The organism is Inquilinus sp. (assembly GCF_057815775.1).
The window spans coordinates 1-5,444 of the sequence record NZ_JBYRFX010000192.1 but is presented as its reverse complement, the minus strand read 5'-3'; the positions used below and the strand labels follow the sequence as shown (position 1 = coordinate 5,444).

Here is a 5,444-nt window from a genome sequence, read left to right as displayed (position 1 = left end):
TAGCCGACAGCGTTGGGAGCCAGAGAGGGCCCCCAACGCTGTCGACCCCGGTTTCGCCAGGTCGGATCACCCCCAGCCGCCGGATTCGTCTTCCGCTGGGGGAATTCGCATGTCCTGTTCGTATCGTGCTGTCCTGCGCCTGGGCGTGGCGCTGGGCGTCTTAAGTCTGGGCGGTCCTGCCGCCATGGCGCAGCAGGCCACCGTCGCGGTGCCGGCCGCCGTGGCTGCACCGGCCGACTCGTCATTGCAGCTGGCGCCGATCCCGGTCACCGGCGCGCCGGTGGTGGACCAGCCGGTCTGGACCGACAGCACCGACCGGCAGCAGCTGGACCAGCGCATGGTTCGCAGCTGGGAAGACCTCAGCCGCCGCGTCGATGCCGGCGTCAACTTCAACCGGCAGAACGACAGCATCAACATCCGCGGCCTCGACGGCGACCGGGTGCTGACCACGATCGACGGCATCCGGGTGCCCTATCTCGATGACGGCGCCCGCGGCGTCACCGGCGGCCTGCGCAGCTTCGACTTCGACTCGCTGTCGCGCCTCGACGTCGTCCGCGGCGCCGATTCCAGCCGCTATGGCTCGGGCGCGCTCGGCGGCGTGCTGGCGCTCCGCACGCTGGACCCGGAGGACCTGCTGCCGGACGGGCGCAGCTTCGGCAGCCTGGCCAAGCTGGGCTATGAGGGCGAGGACGACAGCATCGGCGGCAACACCGCGGTCGCCGGCCGCGTCGGCGACACCTTCCTGCTGCTGCAGGGCGGCTACCGCAACGGTCACGAGCTCTACAACAAGGGCGGCACCGGCGGGTACGGCGCCGAGCGAGACAAGGTCAATCCGGACGATTACGACCAGGAAAACTTCCTGGTGAAGCTAGCGCATCATTTCGAGGGCGGCCATCGCCTCGGCTTCACCGGCGAATACTTCCGGCGCCAGGACAACCTCGACATTCGCACCGACCAGGGGCCGGGCGAAAGCTATCTGCTCGGGCACGACCAGGGGCTGGAGCGCAGCGAGCGCAAGCGGGCCTCGATCGACTACGACTATGCCGCGCCGGAGCTGGGCGGGCTGGTCGACCAGGCGCATCTGACCCTGTACTGGCAGGATTCGGAGCGCACGGACGACAATAAAGGCCTGCGCGGCGTCGATTCCCGCGCCTTCATCATTCCCGGCGATCCGTTCCAGTACGGCTATCCCAGCGGCCGCTTCGAACGGAACAGCCGCATCGAAGAGACGCTGTGGGGCCTGAACGGCCAGGCGGAAAAGACGGTCGACCTCGCCGGGCTGGCCAACCGCGTCACCATCGGTGGCGAATACTACCATCTCGGGGTCGAGCAGCATTCCGGCGGCGTCGACAACTGCCCGGCGGTGCCGACCACCCGGCCGGCGATCTTCGGCCCGCGGCTGTGCGGCTTCCTGCACACCAACCAGGCCGACATGCCCGAGGTGAACGGCAACACGGTCGGTCTCTATGCCGAGGACGAGATCACCCTGCTCGACGGCCAGGTGAAGGTCACGCCCGGGCTGCGCTTCGACTGGTACGACCTGAACCCGCATGCGACCAGCGCCTACAGCGACAACCCGAATGCAGCCGGCGGGCTGCCGAACTCCTCATCCGACAGCGCGCTGTCGCCCAAGATCCTGGTGTCGTGGGAGCCGGTGGAGCAAATGACGCTGTATGCCCAATGGGCCAAGGGCTTCAAGGCGCCGACCGCCTACCAGCTGTATCTCAACTATGGCGGGCCCGGCACCTATCTCAGCCTCGGTAACCCCGACCTGAAGCCCGAGACCAGCAGCGGCTACGAACTCGGCGCCCGGCTCGGCGACGACGATCTGGGCGGCTCGCTCACCTGGTTCGACAACCGCTATCGCAACTTCATCGACAGCGTCGCCATCGACCCCGCCAGCGTCGGCCTGCCGGCCGGCACCTATCCCCTTGGCGTCACCGGCTACGAGAACCTGGCCCGGGTGCGGATCTACGGCATCGAGGCGGCGGCGCATTGGCGCTTCGGCGATGGCTGGCGCAGCTGGGCGTCGCTGGCCTGGTCGGTCGGCCGCGACGAGAAGACCAAGGCCTATCTGAATTCGGTGCCGCCGCTGCGGGCCATCCTCGGCCTCGGCTATGACGCCGCGACCTGGGGGGCCGACGCGTCGCTGACCCTGGCCACCAAGCGCGACAAGGTCGGGGACGAAGACACCAACTTCAAGGTGCCCGGCTACAACATCATCGACCTGACCGGGTGGTGGGAGCCGGAGGCGCTGAACGGCGCGCGCATCCAGGTGGGGCTGTTCAACCTGCTCGACCGCCGCTACTACGACGCGCTGAACGTCCCCGACGCCCCGACCCAGCCGCTGCCCTATTACACCGAACCCGGCCGCAGCGTGCGCGTGAACCTGACGTACAAGTTCTGAGGGGGGAAGGCCTGTTCAGAGTTTCAAAGCCGTCATTGCGAGCGCAGCGAAGCAATCCATCGGGCAGCCCGTACCGGCGCCATGGATTGCTTCGTCGGCTTCGCCTCCTCGCAATGACGGCGAGGAATGGCGCGCTCTGCCCGTCACCGCTCTAACAGAATGGTCGGCTGCTCTTTATAGAAGGTGGTGCCGAACTCGCGGTAGCCGCAGGCTTCGGCCAGCCGGATCGACCGCGGATTCTCCGGCGCGATCATGCAGACGGTGCGGCCGGCGCCGGGTCGGGCATCGGCCCAGGCCAGCGCGGCCTGCACCGCTTCCCGTGCCAAACCACGGCCCTGGGCCGAAGGCGCCAGGGCCCAGCCGATCTCCGGCACGCCGTCGAAGTGGGGCCCGACGCCGCGCCGGAAATCGGCGAAGCCGGCCTCGCCGATGAAGCGGCCGGTGGCGCGCTCCTGCACCACCCAAAAGCCGAAGCCCAGCAGTGCCCAGTGCCCGGCATATCGCAGCAGCCGGGCCCAGGCCTCCTCCGCCGTCGACGGCCGGCCGCCGATGAAGCGCGTCACCTCCGGATCGGCCCACAGCGCGGCGGAGGCAGCGGCGTCTTCCAGCCCGTGGCGGCGCAGCACCAGGCGCTCGGTCTCGATGGTGTCGTTCTGCATCACTGCTTGGTCACCAGCCGGTAGTAGATCTGGTCGGTGGTGGCGCCGTTGACGTAGCCATGCACGGCGCTGCGCATCGCCACCTGGGCGACCGCCTGGAACATGATCACGATCGGCGACGACTGCTGCACCTTGCGCTGCAGGTCGATGTACATCGCGTCGCGCTTGGCGGCGTCGCGCTCCTTGAGCGCCGCGTCGGTCTCGGCGCTCAGCTCCGGCACCAGCCAGGCGTTGCGCCAGGTGGTGGTGCTCTGCGCCGCGGCATCGCTGTTGTCGATGTTGTAGGCGAAGGCGCCGGCATTGGACTGCGGGTCCATGAAGTCGGGGCCCCAGTACAGCAGCACCGCCTCATGGTTGCGGGCGCGGTATTTGGTGATGACCTGGCTGCCGGTGCCGGGCACCAGGTCCAGCGTGATGCCGGCCTGGGCGAAGGTCGATTGCAGCGACTGGGCGATCTCGGTGAAGGGCGGGCTGGAGATCACGTCCAGCTTGATGGTCAGCCCGTCCTTGACGCCGGCCTCGGCCAGCAGCGCCTTGGCCTTGGCGATATTGAGGCCGAACGGCGTGTCGTTCAGCGCGCCGGGGAAGCCTTCCGGCCAGAATGCCTGGTGCACCTTCATCTGGCCGCGCAGGAAGCTCTTGGTCATGCCGTCATAATCGACGAGATAGCGCACCGCCTCCCACACCTTGGGGTTCTGCAGCGCCGGCACCTTCTGGTTCAGGCTGAAGAAGTGCACCGCGGCCTGCGGATAGGTGCCGATGGCGATGCCGTCCTTGCCCTCGACAGCGGCCACCTGGTCCGGCGTCAGGTCGCGGGCGATGTCGGCGTCGCCGGCCTCCAGCAGCAGGCGCTGGGTCGCCGGCTCCGCCACATGGCGGTAGATCACCGACTTCATCGCCGGAGCGCCGCGGAAATAGGCCGGGTTGGCGCGCAGCGCGATCGACTCGCTCGGCTTGTAGCTGCGCAGCGAGAACGGGCCGGTGCCGGCCGAATTCTGTCCCAGCCAGCCATTGCCGAAATCGCCGTCCTTGGCATGCGCCGTCACCGTCTTCTCGTCGACGATCGAGGCGGGGCGGGAGGCCAGGAGGTTGAGGATGAAGCTGGGCGCGAAGCTGCCCGTGGTGGTGATCGTCACTTCGGCGTCGCCGGTTTTGCGCACCAGCTGTTCGACATTGTCCGGTGTCCAGCCCAGCTGGGTCAGGATGAAGGCCGGCGCCTTGTCCAGCTTGACCACGCGGGCGAGCGAGAACACCACGTCTTCCGGCCGCAGCGGATTGCCGCCCTGGAAGGTCACGCCCGGCCGCAGCTTGAAGGCGATGCTCTTGCCGTCGTCGGACACGGTCCAGCTTTCGGCCAGCCCGCCGACCAGTGTCTGCATGTCTTCGGCCTCGTACTGCACCAGCCGGTCATAGGTGTTGGTGACGATCTCGCCGGAGGTGAATTCGTAGGCCTGGGCCGGGTCGAGGCTGACGATGTCGTCGATGTTCTTGGCCACAACAAGCGCATCGGCCGGGGTCGCCGCGACGGCCGGTGCCAAGGGCGCCAGCAGCGCCGCGGCGAGGAGGAAGGCGGGAAGGCTGCGCATGATTTTTTTGTCTCCCTGTTTGGTGTTCGGTTCGGGTCAGACGGCCAGCAGCGCCGGGACCAGCAGCGGCGCCAGCCAGCGACCGCGTTCGGCCATGGCCTCGTCATAGGCGCCCTCGGCATCCAGCACGTTGATGGTGCCCAGCACCCTTCCGTCCTGGACGACGGGGAAGTTCAGCACCGCGCCGCAGCCGAGCGAGCCGATCAGTTCGTAATCCGGGAACACCGTGGCGATCTCCGCCAGGGTGCGGCCCAGGAAGACCTCGTGCCGGCCGATCACCTGGGCCGACCAGCGGTCCTCGTGCATCGGCTTGCGGCCGGTGACCGGGTACGCGGCGGGGTTGTTGGTGTAGACCCGCTTCGACTCCGCGGTCTCGGCCCGCAGCGCCATGATGGTGAACAGCCGGTGCCCGACCACGGCGCGATAGGCGTCGTCGGCGGCGCGGAACAGCGTGCCGGGCTGGCCGGGGGCGGCCTGGGCGGCGATCAGCGCCGCCACCGCGGCGGCCACGGCGGGGTCGCCCCGCCCGGCCGGTTTCGTCGAATCCGTCATCTGTCCTCTCGCGTGCGATCGAAAATCGGGGCGGTCCCGGTCCACAGCACCCGGGTCCAGCCGTCCTGGGCGTTGGTCCAGCGATGGGCCTGGCCAGCGGCGTAGTGCAGGCTGTCGCCGGCATCGAGGCGGATGGTCTCGCCGGCGATGCCGACGATCAGCGATCCCTCCAGCACATAGGCGATCTCCTCGCCCTCGTGCCGCACCGCCTCGGATTCATAGCCGGGCGGGACATGCACC

5 protein-coding genes are annotated in these 5,444 nt (G+C 68.5%); 1 reads left to right on the top strand and 4 read right to left on the bottom strand.

From position 1 onward, the window contains the following. Nucleotides 1-109: 109 nt before the first annotated feature. The gene (locus AC3XYG_RS06850; protein WP_489139062.1) at nucleotides 110-2,407 is read left to right on the top strand and encodes a TonB-dependent hemoglobin/transferrin/lactoferrin family receptor; all 2,298 of its coding nucleotides are present in this window, start codon (nucleotides 110-112) and stop codon (nucleotides 2,405-2,407) included. 143 nt (nucleotides 2,408-2,550) lie between these two features. On the opposite strand, the gene AC3XYG_RS06845 is transcribed toward AC3XYG_RS06850, so the two are convergent. From AC3XYG_RS06845 to AC3XYG_RS06830, 4 genes are all read right to left on the bottom strand, one after another. Further along, entirely contained in the window at nucleotides 2,551-3,066 is a 516-nt protein-coding gene (locus AC3XYG_RS06845; protein WP_489139061.1) for a GNAT family N-acetyltransferase, read from the bottom strand. Continuing rightward, complete coding sequence (locus tag AC3XYG_RS06840; protein ID WP_489139060.1) at nucleotides 3,066-4,652, bottom strand: ABC transporter substrate-binding protein; 1,587 nt, start codon at nucleotides 4,650-4,652, stop codon at nucleotides 3,066-3,068. The genes AC3XYG_RS06845 and AC3XYG_RS06840 overlap by 1 nt, the downstream gene beginning before the upstream one ends. Nucleotides 4,653-4,688: 36 nt before the next feature. Then, on the bottom strand, nucleotides 4,689-5,204 hold the full coding sequence (locus AC3XYG_RS06835; RefSeq protein WP_489139059.1) for a hypothetical protein: 516 nt from the start codon (nucleotides 5,202-5,204) through the stop codon (nucleotides 4,689-4,691). Continuing rightward, on the bottom strand, nucleotides 5,201-5,444 hold a 244-nt coding region (locus tag AC3XYG_RS06830), incomplete at its 5' end, for a cupin domain-containing protein (RefSeq protein WP_489139058.1). The genes AC3XYG_RS06830 and AC3XYG_RS06835, both read right to left, overlap by 4 nt.